Below are 20,218 nucleotides of genomic sequence, written 5' to 3'. Positions count from 1 at the left end.
ATGGAAAGCAATAAGAAAACAGAATATCGGGCGCCTGCGTTAGAGAAGGGGCTTGAGATCCTCGAACTGCTGGCCGAGCAGTCAGAACCGCTGTCGAAAAAGCAGATCGCAGAAAAACTAAACCGCAGTATTAATGAAATCTTTCGCATGTTGTCGGTACTGATGGAGCGGCAATATATCGAGTACGACAGCGAAACCTCGTGCTATTCACTCACGCTGAAGATGTTCGCACTCTCCAACCAACACCCGCCGATTGCGCAGTTGCTTAAACGCGCCAACCCGCTGATGGAAGCCTTGTGTCACAAGGTGAATCAATCGTGCCATTTGTGCAGCTACAAAAATGGTGAGCTGCTGGTGATTGCCCGCGAAGAGAGCCCGTACAAAATGGGATTCAGCCTGCGTTTGGGCTCGAAGATTGATATCTGTTCGTCGGGGTCGGGGATTGTGCTGCTCAGTTTCAGTGAAGCAAAGCAGCGGAAAGAGATCCTCAAAAAAGCGCGCGCCACGGCTGATGAAGTGGCACATGCGCTAAGCCACATCGACAAAACCGTCGAGCAAGGGTTTTACATCGGCGAAAGCCCACAGATCTCCGGAGTGACCAACATCAGTGTGCCGATTTTCGGTGTGCTAGGGGAAGTGATGGCGGTGATCACGGTGCCGTACATGACGCTGAACTCCAATACGGTGCATCATCACATTGAGGATATTGAACACACCAAGACGCAGTTGTTGAGTGTGGCGGGGCAGCTCAGTCAGAATTTGTGAATGTTGTGTTTTGGAAGAGGAAGGCCATCGTTTGATGGTCTTTTTTTGTTTTTGCGAACTGTGGTTTGGGATGTGCTGGGTGGGTTTGTCGCGTTTTGTTTTTAGGGAAATAGGTGGCTTGCGGTGTGACGCGCCAGTCACTCTTTGCTGGCACAAAGAGTAACCAGAAAGTGCCTTGGGTTTGTGGCCGCAGTCCGGGACGGTTTTAGGCGTTCCCGACGCCGAAAACCTAAAAATTCATCCATGAATTTTTCCCTATGGATGAGGCGGATAGGGCGTTTCGTTGGGGTTGCATGGATGATAGTTTCGGTATGTGCGGGATGGTTGGTTGTTTTGCTATTTGAGGTTTGCCGCGTTTGATGTTCATCGAACCTCGCTGCTTGGTTTGTCACGCGTCAGTCACTCTTTGCTGGCACAAAGAGTAACCAGAAAGTGCCTTGGTTTTGTGGTCGCAGTCCGGGACGGTTTTAGGCGTTCCCGACGCCGAAAACCTAAAAATTCTTCCATGAATTTTTCCCTATTGATACGCGAGTCGGTAGTTTCTCTAGCGTTGCATGGGTTTGATACTTACGGCACGTTTTGGCGGTTGGGGTTTTGACTGGTTTGCATTAGTGATTGATGATGTACGTTGTTTTGTTCGATGTTAAATAGACTGATTCTGTGTTTTTTGAAAGTTATACAGATATGGTTTGTTTAATAATGGCTGTGAGGCGCCACTTGGGGCCAGAGGTACGATGTCGGTACTTGCCGAATTGAAAAACTAAAGACGGAGGAGCAAAGCCATGGGGAAATTTTTGGTAGGACTGCTGCTGGCTATAGTAGCTGCGGTGGCTCAAGCGGCAGATACATTTCCTGAACCATTTGGGCTGTCATGGGGAATGTCTGAGGCTGGATTGAAAAAGTTGGGATTTACGCAAGTAAGTGATTCCGAGGGACTTAGAGTTTTCTCCTCGGTCTCGGCGCCTAAAGCTTGGTCCAAAGCGGAAAACTATGGGGCCGTGACCTACAAGGGAAGACTTGTAAAGGCGGCGGCAGTGTCTACGGACTTTAGAGATGATATTTATGGCTCAAAGGGCAAGTCTACCTACGAACAAGTCAAAAGCCTTCTCACGAAAAAGTACGGTTCGCCTTCTACGCACTATGAGAGAGTGGGCGGCGGTCTGTACGACGATGCTGATGAGTTTTATCAATGCCTAAATTATTCTGGTTGTGGGATGTATCTATCAATTTTTGATTACGCAGGTGGCGTGATTTCTGTCCAACTTAAGGGCAAGCGGCGCGGTGAGGGATACTTAACAATCGGGTATGAAAGCCCTCAGTTCTTGGTGGCGAAGAAGGAAATTGAGCGCGGAGATCTTGAATCAGATGCCGATGCGTTCTAGTTGATCGGATAGGGGGAATGGATATGATAAAAAAAGTCATCATTATCGCAATGGCATCTATATCGTTTGCTGCATGCGGAGGACAACTTAAAGCTGAAGAAAAATCCGTGTTGGCAAATGATTCGAGAAACACAAGCGTTGATTTTAACTTGTTCAAGTCTGGGAAGAATCTGAGATATTGCGTCAATAACTTATCCGGAGAAGGTAGTGCAATGGATGTCTTTCGGATACTTCTGCAGACTGCTGAGCTTCTCAAAGGAAATAGCTACGAGAAAGTAGAACTTTGTTTCCGAAATAAAACAAAATTTGTTTTGGGTGGCGATGATTTCAAAGTCATAGGGGAGGAGTTTGGCGAGCAAAACCCTATGTACACAATCCGTACTTTTCCTGAAAAGCTAACTTTGCTCGATGGCACCAAAGCATATGAGACACACAACGGTGGCGTTTTGTATTTGATGCGAGTTCAAATGGCCGACTTCCAGGACATGAATGGCAAGTGGTTCATGAACGATTTGGTTTCCGAAGTGAAAGCCGAAAAAGATGCCAAGCGGCCTAAGGAATTTGCCCCGGATGAAGAGGTGTTTTAGCTGGGGAGGGGGGCGCCTAACAAAGTGTTAAAGAGGGACTTGGCACGCGTGGCGTTATGTTAAATGGAAGCTAGAATGAAAGAAAAAGACCCTTGGAAGAATAATTCCGTTACGAGTAAGAATAAAATTTGGTTTGTTATCGTTCTGACTGTTCTCACTTTATATGTTGTCTTTGGGGACAAAACACAAGATGGAACTAAAAATAGCGATGTAGCAGTCAAAAGGAATGCTTCAATAGATGAACAGCCTTCACAAAGTGCTATTGAGCAATGTAGAGAAAATATTAGTACCGTCACCCATTATAAGAAGGATCGTCTTGGATATATTGGTGTGGATAAAGGGAATATATCGATGACATATTTGAATGATTTTGGTAAGGCCTATAAATTCAAGTGTGTTGGAAATAGTGTCAAGCTATATGCAGAAGGCTCTGATTCGTGGATAGCAATGTAGCACCGACATAACAGACTGTTTAAGAAATTCCCAACGCATGGCATTTTCACTATGCATTGGGATTTTTCTTTACAGTACAGATTGCTAATCTTGTCTTTGGATCCTTCATGAAATCAGCTTTGTTATTGAATCCCCTTTCACTAGGGAAAAATTCATGGATGAATTTTTAGGTTTTCGGCGTCGGGAACGCCTAAAACCGTCCCGGGCAACGACAAAGAATCAACAGGCATTTTCTGGTTACTCTTTGTGCCAGCAAAGAGTAACTGGCGCGTGACAAACTAAGCTGCGTGATTCGATGATGCGAAAACGCGTCAAACCTCAAACCTCAAACACCCTTTTCAAACTCAACCAAAACGCATTCGATAGAAACACAAACGCGACACACAATCCCCACCAAACCCTTACGTTCAACGTGATTGTTGTCGCGTGCATCATCACTTACATGATTTCACTTTTACTCTTCATCAGCTGATATTCATCCACCGCTTTCACCACGTCGGTGCGGTTAATGTATTTAGCGATAAAGTAGGGTGGAACAAAGAACACCAACATGTAGAACGACTCGTCAAATAACACGGTGGCGACTTGTGTTTCGTGGTTGAAATAGGCCATCAAAGCCAGTAGATCCAACAAAACACTGAGCAAAGCAAGTACGGTAGAAACAATTAAAACTAAGCCAAGAAAATCTCTTAGAAACATTTTCGATGCAGTCATGGCTACTCCCCCAAAAACGTCATGCCAAGTTAAAATACTCCTGCTTTTTGTGTGGTTTATTAATCGAGATCACATTTTGATTTTAGTTTGTGAAAAGTAAGTTTGACGTCCTCAGAACAAAATAAAACTTGCGATCAGCCAGACAAATCCAGCGTGACGATGGCGGCGGGCGATGAGAAAAACAGGCGAGTCGCGAGGTGAAACACTTGGGGAATCGGCGTGCTACGCCATATTCAATATTATGTTTCAATGTCACGTTTTACCGCCAGTTTCAGCGCCATAAAAAAACGCCAGCATCATGCTGGCGTTTTGAGTTCGAGGGGCGGTGAATCCGCGACGACTTATTGTTTTTTCAGGTTATAGAGTGTGGCCATATCGCCGGTGATTTTCTCGCCGTTGATGTCGAGTTTCATCAGCAGGTTTTCACCGACGAAGTACTGGTTTGGTGTTTCAGAGCCATCTTCCAGCGTGATCACGCTGCCTTTGGTGTCCCAATGGAATTTGCCGCTTGATGTAAATTGACCGCCGTCTTCCTCTTTCCCTTGGTAAACCTGTGTCAGGGTGTAGGTTTCGTCTTCGCTAAGCGTCAGGGTGTAGTCGATGCCAGCGCAATCGGCGCAAGGCAGCGTGCCTTTGTAGGTGCCTTGCCAATCAAGGCTGTTGAAGGCGTTGTGACCGGCTTCGACGGTTTCTGCAACGGCGCCTGCGGCGGCTGAAACGGTGTCGGTGACGGTTGAAACTGCGTTGCTGACTGCCGTTGGCAGCGTATCCACGGTGGGTTGAGATTCTGCTTGCGTTGCCGCTGTATCAGCCGTGTCACAGCCCGCCAAAATAAAAGTCAGTGCACTTAGGGCGAACATCGCTTTTTTCATCATCTTTCCTTATCTATCGAGTGAACGTGTGGACGTTGTTGTTGATGAGTATTATTCAACAGAGAAATGTCAGATGCGTCAGTCTGTCGTCATACTTTTGGCCGAGGCTGTCAGAAAGCTGTTATATCTCGGCTGCTTATATCAAAAAAAAGAAATATAAGAAGCAGATGAACGCCAGCAGCGTTGCCGAAAGCGTCGGGTAGATGATGTAAGACTCCTGCTTGTCGGTGCGCTGAAAGCAGAGAAAGCTGAGCAGAATGTTGTACATCATCAGCAGCAAACTGATGCTGGTGCCTGCGTGCAGTGTCAGGCTGGTGAGTTGCAGCAAAAAGAGCCCCAGCAGGCAGTAATCGATGACGATCAGCCAGAGGAAGGCTTTTTTCAAGCCGTCGGTTTGCGTGGGTTTGCGGGGCTGCTGATACATAACGTGCTCGGTAATCAAAAGGGTCATGGAACCGGGAAAGCTGCCCGAGGCTCAGGCGTCGGGCAGGGGACGCGTTACAACGGTTGGTCGGACTGTTTTGTGGCCTCGACCGGGGTTGAATACTGTATGGTTTCTTGACGCAGCACCGGCTGATTGAACTGCGCTTGATTGCGCGCTTTGTCCAACTCGCCCGGTTGCTGATTGCCAAAGAAGGTTTCCAGCACCTGCGCGGCAGGCGTGGTCAACACAAACAGTTCAATACGGCGGTTTTCACTGCCATCTGGTTCGTCGGGGTTCAGTAAAGCGCGATCCGACATGCCGGTGACCTGTAATACACGCTGTTCTGGCATGCCGCCAGCCACCAACGTCTGGCGCGCAATGTTGGCGCGGTTGGCCGACAGCTCCCAGTTGGTGCGATGGCTAAAACGCTGCTTAAACGCGGTAGAGTCGGTGTGGCCGCTGATGATGAGCGGATTTTCCACCCGCTGAAAGACCGGTGCCAGCGCCAACAATAGATCTTCAAAAAACGGCGTCAGCTCGGTGCCACCACGGCTGAACATGTGCTGTTTGTAGTCGTCTTGCAGCACAATGCGCAGCCCTTGCGGCGTCACGGAGACGTGCACGTTCCCTTGCGCGCTGATCTGGCGCATCATGGCTTCAATCACTTTAGCCAGAATGGTCAGCTGTTCCTGGGTATCGAAGTTGCCGGGAATGATCGCATCCGATTCCGGGCCATTGCCGTTGCCGTTATAAAACGAGGTCACGGTGTGGTTGGCATCGTGCTTGCTGGGCACCGACGATTCCGAAGCCAAGTCGATTGGAGAGATGCTTTGCGAGGTATCAAACGGGTTGCCGTAACTGCGATCGAACACGCTGGCGCTGTGCAGATGCGCGACAATCGCTTTGCGCTCTTCTTTATTCACCACCTGCATCACCCACAGCACCAGAAACAGTGCCATCAGCGCAATCATAAAATCGGCCATGGCGACTTTCCACGCGCCGCCATGGTGAGGCTCGTCGTGACTGCGAGTTGAGCGCTTGAATACGACATGCTCCTGTTTTTGCATTATCCCTCCTGCTCCGCTAGCCATTTCTCCATGTCGTTGAAGGTTGGTTTAATGTCTAGCTGAATATGCTTGCGCCCTGCGTCAATCGCCAGCAGGGTCGGTTTCTTCGCCACGTAGGCCACCAGCGTGGCGCGCACGCATTCAAAAGCCGACATGTCGCGTTTCACACGCTGAGCCATGGCGTTACTCGCCGGATCCAGACAGCAGTAACAACCAAAAATGCCGATAAAGGTGCCCACCAGTGCCGCAGCAACGTGGTAACCGATGAGGGCGATGGACCCATCGATGGCTTGCATGGTGATGATGATGCCGCCGACCGCCGCCAGAATGCCAAAGCCCGGCAGTGCTTCTGCGGTGCGCTGCATCGAACGCGATGGCAGCAGTAGGTCGGTCTGAATGGCGTCGATTTCCTGTTCTAGCAGCCCCTCCAGTTCATGAGGCGACATCTGCCCCATCGCCATTAAGCGCAGGTTGTCGGTAATGAACGAAACCAGACGATAATCACGCGCAACCAACGGGTAGCGAGCAAAAATCGGGCTTTGGTCGGGGCTTTCAATGTGCTTATCGAGGGATTTAAAGCCGCCGCTACGCACGGTTTCCAGCAGCACTTGCAGCACCGCCATCAGCTCCATGTAATACGCTTGCTCATTTTTCGGCTGCGACAACATCATGCGCAGTTGGCGGCGCATCTCTTTGAGTACCTGCGGCGGGTTACCGATGATCAGCGATCCAAGTGCCGCCCCGGCGATGATGAGAAATTCCGCTGGCTGCCAAATCGCCGTCAGGCTGCCGCCCGCCCAAACGTAACCGCCGAATACACACATCAGAACAATGATGGCACCAAGAAACTTTTGCATAAGTGACTCCTAAGAGGACAAATATTGGTTGAGTTGTTTGAGCGCCTGTTTGTGTAGCTGACAGATGCGAGGCGGCGTCAGATCGAGCACGAGCGCGATTTCGTGTAAGTTGAGTTCGTGTTGATAGAACAGGGTCAACAGCAGTTGGTCACGTTTACTCAGTTGGCCGACCGCCTGTTCTAAACTGCGGCGAATGTGCTCGTGCGTCATGCCGTCGTAATGGCCGTCAGCAAATTGCTCAACGCCCGTGTCTATCAACTGATCCAAGCTCTGCATTTCCCCCGCTAAGGAGGCATTTAAGCGCGCGTAGTAATCCTGCTCATCGGTGCCCAGCGCAGCGATGATTTCGCGATCGCTGGGTTGGCGACCCAGTTTGCGGGTCAAATCGCGGGTCACGTCGTTGAGTTCGTGCGCTTGTTGGCGCGTTTTGCGCGATCGCCAGTCCAACCGACGCAGTTCATCGAGAATGGCACCGCGAATGCGGCACACCGCAAACGCAGGAAAGTTCGGGTCGTCAATGTTGCCGTAACGGCGACCGGCTTCCAGCAGGCCAATCAGGCCAATCTGTTGCATGTCTTCAAGGCTGCAATGCGTGGTGGCGTGTACTCGCAGTTGGTTCGAGACCCGCTTCACCAAGTGTTGATACTGGCTGAGCAGGCGGTTTTCATCGATCGGCTGTGTCGGCGAGGCGACCTCGTCCGCCATGGCATATTCGTCCTGATATTGCATATCCAACATAAGCGCGTCCTTACTGCACGACGTATTTGGTCAGCAGCACATCGTCGATGTCGCGCAGAATGTCGGTCTTCTCAAAGGCGTTGAGAATGGTCAGCTTGACCTCGTTTTGCAGGTGCTCAATCGCACCGTCCTGCTGCAAATCTTCATAGGTTTTGTCGCTGAACAGTTTGATCAGTGAATTGCGCACCACCGGCATGTAATCACCAATGTTGGCGATGCGTTCCGGATGACGAGTTTCGACCGCGATTTCCAGCATCAGAAAATGGTTCTGATTTTTGCCTTTCACGCTTAGCACCACTTTATCCAGCGAATGAAAGCTCGGCGCTTTGGGCGATGGGGGGGTGTCGCTTAAAAACGCCAGCGGTGAGTTCGCCAGCCAGTCGCTGTCCGGCTGTTCTTGCTGCGCGCTTTGCTGCTTGAGATACCAGATGCCGCCAAACACGGTTCCCGCAGAGACGAGGGCGCTGGTGATGATCATCATGATAAACACGGTAATAAGTTGCTGTTTGGTCATAACCTTTATTCCTCGTTGAAACCTTAGGCGTGAGTGCTGAGCCAGTGCTCAGACAGAGAAGCGGTAAACGGCTCGTCGCCAGTGTCGCGCGCCGCGAAAATGGGGTGGGTCGCGGCCTCATCCTGAGACGAGGATTGGCGCTGGCCGCCTTGATCGGCGCCGACATTGACATCAACGTGCACAAAGTTCTGGCTTTGCAGTTCGGCGCGCAGGCGATCAGACACCTGCATCAGCGCTTCACGGGTCGCCGCGGCATTGGCGTTGATCTGCACGCTGAGGCGATCGCCTTCCACGCGCACCACCAAATCCAGCTTGCCGAGATCGGGCGGATCGAGGCGGATCTTGGCTTCTTGCAGGTGCTGCTGCGCTTGTAGCGTGACGCGGTCATGCAGCACTTGCAGCATCTGCTCGCCCCATTTGCCCGCTTGGGTATCAATGCGCACGCTGGCCCATTCCGGCGCATTGACCGTTGTGGTGGCACTCGGCGCGTGAACCTGAGTTTGCGTTTGAGCGTTGCTGGCCGCGCCAGATGCCGGGTTGAGAACCTGATTGAGCGCCGCGTTTAACGCACTGTCGAGCGGGAGCGCAGCTTTGGTCGCAACGGGTTGGCTCTCGCTGGTGGCCAGCGCAGATTGCGCGTTGAATAACCCCGCTGCTGATTGTCCTGTTGCCGATGGTGCCGCTGCATTTGCGTTTTGCGCCGCGGCAGTATTTGCGGTGTTTGCGCCGCCGACGCGATGGTTCTCGGCAAACCCTTTGACCCACTGAGCCTGCGTTGGGATAGGTTGATGGGCGCTTAGCAGCGCCGCCAGCGCGGTCAGGTCGACCAGTTCTTCTTGGGGGTGAGTCGTCAGCGCCGACTCTGGTTGTTCGTCGCTGGATGACTGCAACGATCGGGCAGGCTGGCCCAGCGTAAAGCGGCTTGTTTTGCTGGCATCGGCGTCGCCAAACGAGCGCGCTTGATGAATCTCCGATGCGGCATCCGATTTGTCGCTGCGCGACGATGAGCTGGCCGGTGCCGCACGGCTTGTTGATGAATGGCTGGCTGGCGAATGGTTGGCGGAAGGCGTCATGGCTTGCATGTTTAACCCTCCATGGTCATGGCGAGCTGATAGGCAAGGGCGCGCTCTTGCTGCGCGCCGACCTGTACCATGTCCGATTCCAGTTCCGCGGTTGCCACTTTCAGGGCGGCTAAAGCCGCCTGATGCGCCGCTTTGGCTTTGGCGATTTGCGGCGCCAGTTGTGGGTCGCGCAGAAACGGCTTGTGGTATTGCAGCAGTTCACGCAGCTCGCTGTCGTAGCGGGCGAGCGCGCTCCAATCCTGCAATTTTGTCGCGATGGTGATCCGCTGAGAAAGGTGGCGGAATCGCTCAGGGGAAACCTTATGCGTGTTGACCAAAATTCATCCATCCTTCTTTGATATTGCCCATCACCGTTTCCACGGTGCTGAGGCGTTCCACATCGTTCTGCACGCTGGCCTGATACAGCTCCACCTGACAGAAGTCGTACAACTGGTGCAGGTTAGCTGCCAGCTCGCCACCGCTCTCCATATCGAGCGCGCTGTCGAGGCCGATCAGAATGTTCATGCACTTGTTAATGCCCGCGCCTTTTTCTGCCAATCGCCCCACGCTGATGTGGCCGCGAATGCGTTCAATCTCGTTGAGTAGGCCGTCAATGAGCATGACCACCAACTGATGCGGGGTGGCGGCGGCGGCTTGTGCATCTAAATCGACTTGTTGATACGAGTCGTAGCCCGAGTCCATTAACATAAAACGTCTCCTCGCCAGACTTAGCCGAACATCGACATGGTCTGGTTCATCTTGGTTATGAGTTGGTTCATTTGCGTGAACTGTTTCAGGTAGCGGTCATACGCCATGTCGTATTTGCGCTCGAGTGCCGTCTGTTTGTCTTCAATGCGACTGATATTCTGTTGCAGCGCATCTTTGCGTGACTTAAACAGGCCGTTAGAAAATTGCAGGTAGGGGTCAAGCAGCGAATTCAGGCTGTCGAGCAAGTTGCCGTCGCCGTTAAAGAACGATTCCAGCGCCGCGGTATTGGTGGTTTGCGCGTCTTCGAATTTGTCGGCGTCGATTTTCATCGTGCCGTCGCGGCTGATTTCGATGCCAAGATCGCTCAGGCGCATGCCTTCAAATTCGCCACGGACTAAGGTTTTCAGTTGGCTCTCAATCGAGCGAATGGTCGGGTCGCTCGCCAGCACGCCGCGTTGGGCATCTTCGCCGCCAATCGAGGTGTAGGTATCGATGGTTTTCATCAGGCTGTTGTAGGCCTCGATGATCTTATTCATCTGCTCTTTGGTGCCTTCCTGATCCGCTCCGACGGCAAGGCTCAATGGCGCTTCGCCACTGGTTTGCGCTTTGGTCACGGTCAGGTCGACGCCGTTGATCACGCCTTCAAAGGTGTTGCTGCTGTTGGTCAGTTGTAGGCCGGTGCCTTGGGCGCCAAGCCAAATCACGGCATCTTGCGGCGCACTGATCTCGTTGAGGTTGGTCAACGCATCTTCAAACCAGCTCTGGCCAGTGCCGGAGACGGCCACGTTGACCGAATTGGCCACGCCGGTTTCGGTGCTCGATAGCATGAAATAGGTTTGGCCGTTCGAGCGTACCAGCGTCGCGTTCACACCCGGGTTGTTGCTGTCGTTGTTAATCGCCGACACCAAATCTGCCATGGTCGCCACCCCATCACCGTCGCTGTCGAGGGTCGAGAGATCCAGCGTCATGGTCTCGCCGTTGATGGTGAAATCGAGGGTGCCGGTGGTCGGCACTTGTGTGGTGGCATCGAGGTTCGCGGGCATACTGGCCGACACCTGATGCGCGGTCGCAACTTGCTCCACAAACACCTGATAGCTGCCCGCCAGCGCATTGGCATCGGCCGTGGCCGAGAAGTAACCTTCTTGCGAGACGGTGGCGCTGTTTTTCACGATGCTGCTGGTGGAGCTATTCATTTCAGTGATCGCCGTGCGAAACGCGCGCAGGGCGGTTTCCACTTTGCCCAACGCCGTCAATTGAGACTGGTATTGGGTCGATTGCGTTTGATAACGCTGTTGAAATGACTGCACATCGTATGTAGCCAGCTGTGTTGCCATGGTGATTGGATCCAATGAACTCATTTGGGCGCTCCCTGTTGCTCAGTCTGCTTACCGTGGTGCGCACATCAGATGTCGCGGTAGCGTGTCGGGTTTGATAGAACCTGTCGCTAAATTCGCAAGATGTGTGCCATGGATTAAATTCTTGTAAAACAGTGACTTATTAAATTAATCGGTGAAAAACGGAAGCGGTGTTTCCTCATCGGCAGTTCCGCTTTTCCTCAGAAATCGATTCCTTGCAAATCAGTTCTTTGGAAATCAAGGTTTCTCTACGGGGTAATGCGACCGTTTGGCGCTGGGAATTAAGGGCGAAAGGAAGAAAATGAGGTCGGAATCGACCCGATGAAAGCAAAGGAAAAAAGGCGCCGGCTATGTTGTCGAAAAGGAAGAGGACAGGCGCCACGAAAAAAGTAAAACGGAAAAAAGCCTCCCAGCGAGCAGGAGGCAAATACAAACGTACAGATGTATGGCGTCGCTGCTTAGCGAAGCAGTGAAATGGCCATGCTTGGAATCTGGTTAGTCTGAGACAGTACGGTAGTACCGGCTTGCATCAGCATTTGGTTCTTCGTCATGTTTGATGATTCAACCGCGAAGTCAGCATCTGTGATACGGCCTTTCGCTGCGGCGGTGTTTTCAGACACGTTCGCTAGGTTGTTGATGGTGTGGTCCAGACGGTTGATGTTCGCACCCAGTGTTGAACGCACGGTGTTGATGGTGTCAAACAGACCGTCAATCACAGTGATTTCCGCGTTAGATGCCGCGTTTGTGGTCAGCGCACCTGTGGTGGTGAAGTCCACGTTACCGAGGTTCGTTGAAATATCTACAGTCAGTGTTTCAGCCGCTGACGCACCGATTTGGAAATCCACCGCTGCCGCCAGTTTACCGCCTTGTAGCAGTTGCTGACCCGCACCGTAAGTGGTTTGCGTCAGGATACGCGTTGCTTCGGCTTCCAGCTCTTGGTATTCAGAATCCAGCGCGGCCAGTTCTGTGGTACCGTTGGTGCCGTTCGCGCCTTGAGTGGCAAGGTCTTTCATGCGGTAAGCGATATTCGTCAGCTCTTCCAGTGCGCCGTCTGCTGTTTGCAGCATCGAGATAGCGTCCTGAGAGTTACGCATCGCCACTGACATACCGCGCGTTTGTGCTTCCAGTTTGTTCGCAATCGTCAGACCCGCTGCGTCATCCGCTGCAGAGTTGATGCGAAGGCCAGTGCTCAAACGTTCCATCGCAGTCGTCATTAGGTTGTTTGTGCTGTTCAGAGTGTTTTGCGTAACTAGCGATGCGTAGTTAGTGTGCATAGATAAAGCCATCTTAGTCTCCTTGGTTGTCGCTATCTTCAGGCTCTTCGGGATATTCCCTGCTCACTAACTAGAGGCGGATGGTTACGGGCGAGCATTAATCAGAAATTGAAAAAAATTGACAAAAGGGCGAAAAAGGCGGGGATAAGGTGATGTCTATTCCAGAAATCACCCTATTTTGAGCGGCAAGCAAGGCGTTACCAGCTGTCGTTATCCGCGTCATCGAAGGTTTTAAAAGACAGCGACGTCGGAATATCGCTGAAATACCCAAAGTAATAACTCGCGCCGAGCAGTTTGTACTGGTTCAGTTCGGTCTGGCTGGCGACGCGGCCGGCGACCCATTTAAAGCGGTGCTGACGCAAAAAGCGCACGATGGGCAGAAAGGCGCTGCGATCTTCTTTGTTCTCCAGCGACACCGCGAGCTTGAGCATATCCGGCTTATAGCGCGCAATCTGCTCAAAGTGTTCTGCCGCAGTGTAGAGTTCAAACCACAGCGCGTACGCGTTCTCGCGAACCTGCTCAACCAGTTCGTCCAACCCAGGGTGCAGCGGGTTGGCAAAGTTGATCTGCACCGACGGCACCACATGGGCAAACGCCGCGCGATGAAATTGCAGGATCTGGTCGAGAAACAGCGCGCCCGCTGGCCACAACAGTGCATCGGCCCGAATCGGCACCACCACGTTGCTGATGAGATCTGGATGAAAGGTTTCCATCTGAAAACGCGACTGACGCAGCGCCAGATACAGGCTGTAGAGATCGAGACAGAACGCCATCGGCTCTGACAGCTCAAACTGATACACGCTCTGTTCGCCCTGACTGCCAAACCGCAGCGTGAGGTGTTGATACTCCACCTCGCCACTTTGTGTTTCGCGAATCGCCTGACAGGCGTGGCGAATGTCGTTGCGCTGAAAGGCGTCAAACACCAGCGCGTCGTCCTCCGTGACGATGTGCTGCTCAATAAGGTCGCGCAGATAATGGTACAGCGCTTGATGCGAAGAGAGATTAGCCAAGGTTTCCTACCACGTTGATCTGTTTGTTTTCTGGAATTTCGTTGTACGACAGCACCGCCAGTCCGTGCGAGAACGTCCGCGCGTAACGGGCAATCAGCGGACGCAGTTGCGGCATCACCAATAGGATCGGCGCCATGCCTTGCTGTTTCAACTGCTGCTTAATCAGCGGCAGGTTCTGCTGGAACTGGCCAAGAATGTTCGGTTCGATCGGGAAGCTGTCCAGCATCACACTGCCGCTCGCCTGTGCCTGATGCAGCGAGGTCATCAGCATCTGCTCCAGTTCGTCGGACAAGGCATACACCGGAATCTCGTTCTTCTGACCTGCCAGCAGGTTAATCAGCGTGCGGCGCAAGGCGCAGCGTACATCGGCGGCGAGCAGAATCGGGTCTTTGGTGTTTTCCGACGATTCCAACATGGTGTTGGCGATGGTGCGAATGTCTTTCAACGGCACCTGATCGAGCAGCAGCTGACGGTACACTTTGAGCTGCTGCGCCGGACGCAGCGCCGCGGCGAGCGCTTCCGCCAGTTTCGGCGCTTGCGCAGTCAGGCGTTGGTTCATCGCATCGACATCGTCGTGGTTAAACAGCTCCGCCAGATGGGTTTTCATCACCTTGCTGATGTGGGTCGCCACCACGGTGGCATCATCCACCACCTGATAACCCATGTTCAGCGCGCGCGCTTTCTGCGGGTGTTCAATCCACACCGCCGGCAGGTTGTAGGCCGGATCGCTGCCGAGAATGCCGTCGATGTCGCCATAGGTTTCACCCACGGCAATCGCCATCAGGCGGTCGGGTTCAATCAAGCCTTGTTCGACCAGCTCACCATTGAGCGAAATGGTGTATTGGTTGGGCTTGAGGCTGAGGTTGTCGCGAATCGCCACTTCCGGCAGCAAAAAGCCAACCTGCTCGGAGAGGTTACGCCGCACACCGCGAATGCGCTGCGTGAGCGGCGCGCCGTGATCTTTATTGACCAGATGCACCAGACGATAACCAAGCGCCAGCGACAAGGTCTGCACGTGGGGAATGTCTTCCCAACTGAGTGGCGCGTCGCCTTCGTTTTGCATCGCTTGCGATATCGCTTCGACTTCATCGAACGAGGTGTCGATCACCGGGCTTTTGGCCTGACGCCAACCAGCAAAGGCCAGCGCCGCCGCAAAGGTGAAAAACGCCAGATGGGGCATACCCGGCACAATCCCGATCACCACCATGATGCCCGCGACGGTAAACAGCGTGGCCGGCGTGGCCAGCAGTTGCTTGTGCATGGTCTGCGACATATCGTTGTCGCTGTCGTTAATGCGCGTCACGATAATCGCTGCGGCCGTTGCCAGCAGCAAGGATGGGATCTGCGCCACCAGACCATCACCGATGGTCAGTAGGGCGTAGGTTTTAAACGCTTCAGAGGCAGGCAGGCCATGTTCGAATACGCCAATGCTGATCCCGCCGATGATGTTGATGAACAGAATCATCAAACCGGCGACCGCGTCACCGCGCACAAATTTCGACGCACCGTCCATCGAGCCGTGGAAGTCCGCTTCGTTCGCCACTTCGCGGCGGCGATCGCGCGCGGTATCTTGGTCAATCAGGCCGGCGTTGAGGTCGGCGTCAATCGCCATTTGCTTGCCCGGCAGGGCATCGAGCGTAAAGCGCGCCGAGACTTCGGAAATCCGTTCGCCCCCTTTGGTGATCACCACGAAGTTGATGATCATCAGGATGATGAACACCACCATACCGACCACGTAGTTGCCGCCGATCACCACTTCACCGAACGCCTGAATCACTTTACCAGCCGCGTCGCCGCCGTTGTGACCTTCCAACAGCACGATCCGGGTTGATGCAACGTTGAGCGTCAGGCGCAGCAAGGTTGCGACCAGCAAGATGGTCGGGAAGATGGAGAAATCGAGCGGGCGTTTGGCGGTGGTGCTGACCAGCAGCACCAGAATCGCCAGGACGATGTTAAAGGTAAACAGCGCGTCCAACAGGAGCGGTGGCAGTGGCAGAATGACCATTGCCAGTACCATCAGCAGCACAATCGGAATACCGAGGTATCCCTTGCCGGAGTTTTGCCATTGTTTTAACCGGTTGAGCATGGTTATCAGTCCTTCATTCAATGCAAATCAGTACTGCAGATGGTTCGGAATCGAAAAGTGTGGCAGTGGTAGCGGCTGTTCACCGCTGCCGCTGCGAAACGCTTTCAACTGCAGGACGTAGGTCAGAATATGGGCCACCGCCACATAGAGCTGGCTGGGCACAGCCTGCTCGATGGCAGTGGTGTAGTAAATCGAACGCGTGAGCGGCGGCGAGTGGATAATCTCGACCTGGTTGTCGCGCGCGAGGCGCTGAATGTGCAGCGCGGTTTCATCCACCCCTTTGGCGACCACAAACGGCGCGTCCGACAGCGCCGGATCGTATTTCAGCGCCACGGCGTAGTGGGTCGGGTTGACGATCACCACGTCGGCTTGGGGCACCATTTTGTCGATGCGGCGACGGGCGAACTGTTGCTGAATCTGGCGAATACGCTGTTTGATTTCCGGGCGGCCTTCGTTGTTTTTGTATTCCTCTTTCAGCTCCTGCTTGGTCATCTTCAGCTCTTTGAGGTGTTCCCAGCGCTGGTAAGGCATGTCAATCACACCAAACACCAACAGGGCAAAGCCCATCAGCAGTAAGCCTTCAAACAGGATGCTCATGATCAGGATAAAGCCCTGATTGAGCGGCAGCCCCTGCATGCCCAGCATGGGTTGCAGATGGTTATCGAGATAGCCGTACAGCACGGCGAAAATCACGCTGACTTTGAGCGTCGATTTCACCAGTTCAACCAGCGAGCGGGTGGAGAAAATCCGGCTGATACCGCTGATCGGATTGAGTTTGCTCAGCTTTGGCAGTAGGTTGGCCGGGCGGAACAGCCAGCCACCGAGAATCATGCTGCTGGCGAGCGTCACCACAATGATGACCAGAAACATCGGCAGCAGCAGCTCAATCACCATACCGAGGCTGTGACCCAACTGTTCAATCATCTGCATCGGATTGTCGAGATCGGCACGGGTCAGCGAGAGGTTATAGCGAAACACGCCCGCGATGGATTGCCAGATGGCGGGCAGCTGGGCGTAGAAGTAGATGGCCACGGCGAGAAAAATCACCGCAGTGGTGAACTCTTTGGCGCGGGGAATCTGGCCTTGCTCGCGCGCCTTTTTGACTTTCTGCGGCGAGGCCTTCTCGGTTTTGTCCTGAGACGAAGCTTGATCGCTCATGCGCCCCCCGCCATAAACTGATGGAGAAAGCGCAGTGTGTCATGCACCAGCGAGCCGTAGCGCCCTGGCACACCGGAGACTGAAATCAGCACGCTGAACAGGCCGAGTAACATGGTCATCGGAAAGCCGAGTGCGTAAACGTTGAGGCTGGGTGCGGCGCGGTTCATCACGCCAAAACTGATGTTGGCCAGCAGCATTGAGACGATGGCTGGCAGCGCCAACGCCAGCGCCGCCGAGAACATCCAACTGAAAATATGGACGATGCCTTGCAGCGACAACATCGTGATCCCGGAACCGACTGGCCACACGGTAAAGCTTTGGATCAATACATCAATCACCACTACGTGGCCTTCCAATGCCAGAAACAGCAGGGTGGTGAACACCAGAAAAATGCGGCCGAGAATGGCGACTGACAGGCCGTTCACCGGGTCGTTCATCATCGCCATGCCAAGGCCCATTTGCAGCGAAACAATTTGGCCGAGTAGGGTAAAGACGGTGAACAGCATGTGCAGAATCAGGCCGAACATCAGCCCCCACACCGCCTGTTCAAACGCGAGAAACAGCGAGGTCATCGACATTAAATCGACCGCGGGCATCTCGGGCATCAAAGGCGCGGTGATCACGGTGATGGAGAGGGCCAGCAGGCTGCGCACCCAGACTGGGATCAGTAGGTCACCGAAAAACGGCATCGACACAAACACGGCGCCGATACGGAAAAAGGGCCACCACAGTTGCCCAAGCCAGCTGGAAATCTCGGCAAAGCTCAGCTCCATCAGCCAATCATCCCCGGAATGTTATGGAACAGAAAATCAAACAGTTCCATGAACTTACGTAGCATCCAGTGACCGGCAAAGATGACCATCAACAACGTCACCATCAGGCGCGGCAGAAAGCTCAGCGTCTGTTCGTTGATCTGGGTGGCGGCCTGAAAAATCGCAATGCCGAGGCCAACAATCAGACCCGGCACCACCAACACACCGACAATCAGGATCACCATCCAGACGGCGTTGGAAATCAGGGTCACGACAGTTTCTGGAGTCATACAGCGTTCCTTAAATGTGCCGAGTCACGCTACTGCGCGAAGCTGGCCGAGAGGGTGCCGACCGTCATGGCCCAGCCATCGACCAGTACAAACACCACCAGTTTGAACGGCAGCGAGATGATCAGTGGCGAGAGCATCATCATCCCCATCGCCATCAACACACTGGCGACCACCAAATCGATGATGAGAAACGGAATGAACAGCATGAAGCCGATTTGAAACGCGGTTTTCAGCTCACTGATGACAAACGCCGGCAGGACGACGGCAAACGAAATGTCGTCGACCTTCTGATCCAGCGGCTCGTTAGCAATGCGCAGCATCTGCTCCAGCGAACTTTGTTGTGTCTGCGCCAGCATGAAATTGCGCACCGGTTTTTCCGCGACGGAAAACGCCTGCATCAGCGTAATTTGGCCTTGGTCATACGGTTTGAACGCATGCTCATACACCTCGCTCCACACCGGACGCATGATGAGCAGCGACAGCGCCAGCGCAATCCCGACCAGAACGCGATTGGGCGGGCTCTGTTGCAGGCCGAGCGCTTGGCGCAATATCGCCAGCACCACGATGATGCGGGTAAAGCTGGTGCCCATCAGAATGAACGCCGGCAGAAAACTCAGCGCCGTCATCAGCAACAGAATTTGCAGCTTGACGCTGTACTCTTCCTGAGTGCTGCCGTCGGAGACCGTAAACAGGGTCAGGCCGTTATCGGCCGCCAGCGTCGGCCATGCACACAGCATCAGCCCAAGTGCCAGCGCGCCAACCCAGCGCAGGGAACGCGGTTGAGTCATGACACAGCCCTGTTATTGGCCCACAGCGGTGAGGGCGCTGTCGAGCACATCAATCAGGCGCAGGCCGTATTTGTCGTTCACCACCACCACTTCGGCGTGGCCGAGCAGGGCGCCGTTCACTTTCACATCCAGTGGCTCGCCGTTGAGCTTGTCCAGTTCAATCACGCTGCCTTCGCCCGCTTTCATCAGCTCGCCAAGGGCGATTGCTTTGCTGGCAACTTCCAACGTGACGGTGACCGGAATATTGCGAAAGAAGCTCAAATCGCGTTCCACGTTTGGCGCGGTGTCACCCTCGGTTTCAGGTTCCAAATCTTCCAGATGAAACTCATCGAAATTGAGCGCTTCGTCATCAAAGCTGGCATTGTCTAGAGCGTCACTCATCTTAGGGATTCCTTATCTTGGTTTAAAATCAACACCAGTTGGCCTTCTTGCTCGGCAATCCGGCCAGAAAACAGGCGTTCGTGACCGATGCTGACCGGCACCGTGGAGAGTAAATCGATGGGGAGAATGTCATTTGGCGTCAGGCGCAACACGTCGCTGAGGGGCATGGTTTTCTTGCTCAGCAGCACATTGAGACGCACAGGCGTGTGTTGCAGCGAGCGGCGAAACTGCGCGTTCAACTCGGTATTGGGTTGCAGATCCAGTTGATCAATCAGGGTTTGCACCAACTGGCTTTCCATAATCAGCGTCAACACACCGTGCTGGTCGGCATAACGCACCGACAGTTCTGCTTTGAGGCCGATACCGTTGCCGATGTCGCCCTCGTGCAGTTGCCACATTTCTTGCGGTGCGACCCAATGGGCCACGACTTTACCGATGCGCTCTTGCAGGCGGCGATCGCTGCTGGTCAAGACACTCTGGCTGCGCGCCATGTTGGCGCCGTAAAAGCGATCGGCCAGCGTGATCAGCATGTGGCTGTCAAGGCGGACAAATAGCGCGCCGCCGTCTTGATGACAAAACTGGGTCACGCTGCGCTTGTCGATGTCCGAAGGCTTCACGCTGTGCAGTTCCACCGAATCCAGCGCCACATCGATGTGATGGGTGGTCAGCCAGTTCTGTAGCTCACTGGTCAGGCCGTTACAGGCGTCGGTGATAATGGTGTCCAGTTTTTCCCGAATAATATGAATCGGTTTTCCTAATAGTTCCACGTTTAAGGTCTTCACCTCGGGAATAGGCGTCTGGATTTGATTTTCCATTTATATTTTACCGTGCGTTGACAGAGAGTGTTTTCTTTGTGGAGCACAGTCTACACAGAATTTTTTATTTATTTTTAGTGCCTAATTATAACTTTGTGACGTTAGTTCACATGTTGATTTGAAGTGCCAATTTAGTTCTTCAATAACAATATGAAAGCGAGTAGGTT

The 20,218-nt window shown here is 53.4% G+C and carries 24 protein-coding genes; 4 read left to right on the top strand and 20 right to left on the bottom strand.

Going from position 1 to position 20,218, the window contains the following annotated elements:
• The 4 genes from ACS18Q_RS09700 (at position 1) to ACS18Q_RS09685 (ending at position 3,187) form a co-directional block, all read left to right on the top strand.
• On the top strand, positions 1 to 765 hold the full coding sequence (locus tag ACS18Q_RS09700) for an IclR family transcriptional regulator (RefSeq protein ID WP_004725087.1): 765 nt from the start codon (positions 1 to 3) through the stop codon (positions 763 to 765).
• 782 nt (positions 766 to 1,547) lie between these two features.
• Entirely contained in the window at positions 1,548 to 2,147 is a 600-nt protein-coding gene (locus ACS18Q_RS09695; RefSeq protein ID WP_441257021.1) for a hypothetical protein, read from the top strand.
• A gap of 17 nt (positions 2,148 to 2,164) precedes the next feature.
• Entirely contained in the window at positions 2,165 to 2,734 is a 570-nt protein-coding gene (locus ACS18Q_RS09690; RefSeq protein ID WP_441257020.1) for a hypothetical protein, read from the top strand.
• A gap of 75 nt (positions 2,735 to 2,809) precedes the next feature.
• Positions 2,810 to 3,187 carry a hypothetical protein gene (locus ACS18Q_RS09685; protein ID WP_441257019.1) on the top strand — a complete coding sequence of 126 codons (378 nt, stop codon included), beginning with the start codon at positions 2,810 to 2,812 and terminating at the stop codon, positions 3,185 to 3,187.
• Positions 3,188 to 3,625: 438 nt separating this feature from the next.
• Here the strand turns inward: ACS18Q_RS09685 and ACS18Q_RS09680 are convergent, their stop codons facing one another.
• From ACS18Q_RS09680 to ACS18Q_RS09585, 20 genes are all read right to left on the bottom strand, one after another.
• A complete protein-coding gene (locus ACS18Q_RS09680) occupies positions 3,626 to 3,901 on the bottom strand; it encodes a hypothetical protein (RefSeq protein ID WP_004725092.1) in 276 nt (91 codons plus the stop codon).
• A gap of 341 nt (positions 3,902 to 4,242) precedes the next feature.
• Entirely contained in the window at positions 4,243 to 4,773 is a 531-nt protein-coding gene (locus ACS18Q_RS09675) for a copper resistance protein NlpE (protein WP_004725093.1), read from the bottom strand.
• Between the two features lie 136 nt (positions 4,774 to 4,909).
• The gene (locus ACS18Q_RS09670; protein WP_004725094.1) at positions 4,910 to 5,197 is read right to left on the bottom strand and encodes a hypothetical protein; all 288 of its coding nucleotides are present in this window, start codon (positions 5,195 to 5,197) and stop codon (positions 4,910 to 4,912) included.
• 74 nt (positions 5,198 to 5,271) lie between these two features.
• Entirely contained in the window at positions 5,272 to 6,264 is a 993-nt protein-coding gene (locus ACS18Q_RS09665; protein WP_441257018.1) for a flagellar motor protein MotB, read from the bottom strand.
• Positions 6,264 to 7,121 (bottom strand): flagellar motor stator protein MotA, encoded by an 858-nt coding sequence (gene motA / locus ACS18Q_RS09660; protein WP_004725096.1) that lies wholly within the window; start codon positions 7,119 to 7,121, stop codon positions 6,264 to 6,266. Before motA ends, ACS18Q_RS09665 begins: the two co-directional genes overlap by 1 nt.
• A 9-nt stretch (positions 7,122 to 7,130) precedes the next feature.
• On the bottom strand, positions 7,131 to 7,859 hold the full coding sequence (locus ACS18Q_RS09655) for a FliA/WhiG family RNA polymerase sigma factor (RefSeq protein ID WP_004725097.1): 729 nt from the start codon (positions 7,857 to 7,859) through the stop codon (positions 7,131 to 7,133).
• A 10-nt stretch (positions 7,860 to 7,869) separates the two neighbouring features.
• Positions 7,870 to 8,373 carry a flagellar basal body-associated FliL family protein gene (locus tag ACS18Q_RS09650; protein ID WP_275722527.1) on the bottom strand — a complete coding sequence of 168 codons (504 nt, stop codon included), beginning with the start codon at positions 8,371 to 8,373 and terminating at the stop codon, positions 7,870 to 7,872.
• A gap of 23 nt (positions 8,374 to 8,396) precedes the next feature.
• Positions 8,397 to 9,455 carry a flagellar hook-length control protein FliK gene (locus tag ACS18Q_RS09645; RefSeq protein ID WP_441257017.1) on the bottom strand — a complete coding sequence of 353 codons (1,059 nt, stop codon included), beginning with the start codon at positions 9,453 to 9,455 and terminating at the stop codon, positions 8,397 to 8,399.
• A 2-nt stretch (positions 9,456 to 9,457) separates the two neighbouring features.
• Entirely contained in the window at positions 9,458 to 9,772 is a 315-nt protein-coding gene (locus tag ACS18Q_RS09640; RefSeq protein ID WP_441257016.1) for a LafD, read from the bottom strand.
• Positions 9,756 to 10,142, bottom strand: coding sequence for a flagellar export chaperone FliS (gene fliS / locus ACS18Q_RS09635; protein ID WP_441257015.1), 387 nt, complete (start codon positions 10,140 to 10,142; stop codon positions 9,756 to 9,758). Before fliS ends, ACS18Q_RS09640 begins: the two co-directional genes overlap by 17 nt.
• A gap of 20 nt (positions 10,143 to 10,162) precedes the next feature.
• Positions 10,163 to 11,500 (bottom strand): flagellar filament capping protein FliD, encoded by a 1,338-nt coding sequence (fliD, locus tag ACS18Q_RS09630; RefSeq protein ID WP_441257014.1) that lies wholly within the window; start codon positions 11,498 to 11,500, stop codon positions 10,163 to 10,165.
• Between the two features lie 455 nt (positions 11,501 to 11,955).
• Positions 11,956 to 12,783 (bottom strand): lateral flagellin LafA, encoded by an 828-nt coding sequence (lafA, locus tag ACS18Q_RS09625; RefSeq protein ID WP_004725103.1) that lies wholly within the window; start codon positions 12,781 to 12,783, stop codon positions 11,956 to 11,958.
• Positions 12,784 to 12,968: 185 nt separating this feature from the next.
• On the bottom strand, positions 12,969 to 13,781 hold the full coding sequence (locus ACS18Q_RS09620; RefSeq protein WP_441257013.1) for a diguanylate phosphodiesterase: 813 nt from the start codon (positions 13,779 to 13,781) through the stop codon (positions 12,969 to 12,971).
• Positions 13,774 to 15,867 carry a flagellar biosynthesis protein FlhA gene (locus tag ACS18Q_RS09615; RefSeq protein WP_441257012.1) on the bottom strand — a complete coding sequence of 698 codons (2,094 nt, stop codon included), beginning with the start codon at positions 15,865 to 15,867 and terminating at the stop codon, positions 13,774 to 13,776. The genes ACS18Q_RS09620 and ACS18Q_RS09615 overlap by 8 nt, the downstream gene beginning before the upstream one ends.
• A 27-nt stretch (positions 15,868 to 15,894) precedes the next feature.
• A complete protein-coding gene (gene flhB / locus ACS18Q_RS09610; protein ID WP_441257011.1) occupies positions 15,895 to 17,025 on the bottom strand; it encodes a flagellar biosynthesis protein FlhB in 1,131 nt (376 codons plus the stop codon).
• The gene (fliR, locus tag ACS18Q_RS09605; protein ID WP_441257010.1) at positions 17,022 to 17,798 is read right to left on the bottom strand and encodes a flagellar biosynthetic protein FliR; all 777 of its coding nucleotides are present in this window, start codon (positions 17,796 to 17,798) and stop codon (positions 17,022 to 17,024) included. The genes flhB and fliR overlap by 4 nt, the downstream gene beginning before the upstream one ends.
• Positions 17,798 to 18,067, bottom strand: a complete 270-nt coding sequence (gene fliQ, locus ACS18Q_RS09600; protein ID WP_004725108.1) for a flagellar biosynthesis protein FliQ — start codon at positions 18,065 to 18,067, stop codon at positions 17,798 to 17,800. Before fliQ ends, fliR begins: the two co-directional genes overlap by 1 nt.
• 29 nt (positions 18,068 to 18,096) lie before the next feature.
• Positions 18,097 to 18,855, bottom strand: a complete 759-nt coding sequence (gene fliP, locus ACS18Q_RS09595; protein WP_441257009.1) for a flagellar type III secretion system pore protein FliP — start codon at positions 18,853 to 18,855, stop codon at positions 18,097 to 18,099.
• A gap of 12 nt (positions 18,856 to 18,867) precedes the next feature.
• Entirely contained in the window at positions 18,868 to 19,236 is a 369-nt protein-coding gene (gene fliN / locus ACS18Q_RS09590) for a flagellar motor switch protein FliN (protein ID WP_004725110.1), read from the bottom strand.
• A complete protein-coding gene (locus tag ACS18Q_RS09585; protein WP_038150933.1) occupies positions 19,233 to 20,051 on the bottom strand; it encodes a FliM/FliN family flagellar motor switch protein in 819 nt (272 codons plus the stop codon). Before ACS18Q_RS09585 ends, fliN begins: the two co-directional genes overlap by 4 nt.
• Positions 20,052 to 20,218 lie beyond the last annotated feature (167 nt).

The organism is Vibrio sp. Vf1514 (assembly GCF_052076135.1).
Lineage (GTDB): Bacteria > Pseudomonadota > Gammaproteobacteria > Enterobacterales > Vibrionaceae > Vibrio > Vibrio furnissii.
This window is presented reverse-complemented; position numbering and strand designations above follow the sequence as displayed.